Annotated in this window: 1 protein-coding gene; it reads right to left on the bottom strand. The window is 47.9% G+C overall.

Annotated features, from left to right (window positions below):
* On the bottom strand, window positions 1-1,105 hold a 1,105-nt coding region (locus tag JMW90_RS13375), incomplete at both ends, for an acyl-CoA dehydrogenase (RefSeq protein WP_201564737.1).

Raw genomic sequence — 1,105 nt, forward strand, 5'->3', positions numbered from 1 at the left:
CGACCTAAGATAAGCGCATGAATATCATGAGTGCCTTCATAAGTATTGACCGCTTCTAAATTCATCACATGACGAATGATATGGAACTCATCAGAGATACCATTACCGCCATGCATATCACGGGCAATACGTGCAATCTCTAACGCCTTGCCGCAGTTATTGCGCTTAATCAGTGAGATCATCTCAGGAGCGGCATTATGCTCATCCATCAGACGACCAACACGCAATGCTGCTTGCAGACCTAGCGTGATTTCTGTCTGCATATTGGCAAGCTTCAACTGCACAAGCTGCGTCGCGGCTAGCGGACGACCAAACTGCTTACGGTCAAGGGTATACTGACGAGCCGCTTTCCAGCAGAATTCAGCCGCACCCATTGAACCCCAAGCGATACCATAACGGGCTTTATTTAGACAACCAAACGGACCTTTTAAGCCACGAATATCTGGAAAAGCATTGGCTTCAGGAACGAATACTTTGTCCATGACAATCTCACCCGTGACAGACGCACGCAGTGAGAATTTGCCTTCAATCTTCGGTGCAGACAGCCCTTTCATACCTTTATCTAAGATAAAACCACGAATCTCGCCAGCATCATCTTTTGCCCAAACGACAAACACATCAGAAATCGGACTGTTGGTAATCCACATTTTATTACCGGTTATCTCATAACCGCCTGCCACTGCGCGTGCACGCGTTGACATTGATGAGGGATCTGAACCCGAATCCGGCTCAGTCAAACCAAAGCAGCCAACATATTCGCCAGTCGCCAGCTTCGGCAGATATTTTTCTTTTTGCTCTTCGGTGCCGTACGCCCAAATAGGATGCATGACCAAGCTTGACTGCACACTCATCGCTGAGCGATAACCTGAATCCACTGCTTCAACTTCTTTGGCAATCAAGCCATAAGCCACGCTCGACATGCCAGCACAACCATAGCCATCAATTGTTACACCAAGAAGACCCATCTCGCCCATTTGGCGCATGATATTACGGTCAAAATTCTCGTTGCGATTTGCTTCAACGATGCCCGGCATCAGCTCTTTTTGAAAAAACTGACGGGCACTGTCCGTTACCATACGCTCTTCATCGGTAAGCTGGTCACGTA

The organism is Psychrobacter glacincola, assembly GCF_904846215.1.
Taxonomy (GTDB): Bacteria; Pseudomonadota; Gammaproteobacteria; order Pseudomonadales; family Moraxellaceae; genus Psychrobacter; species Psychrobacter glacincola.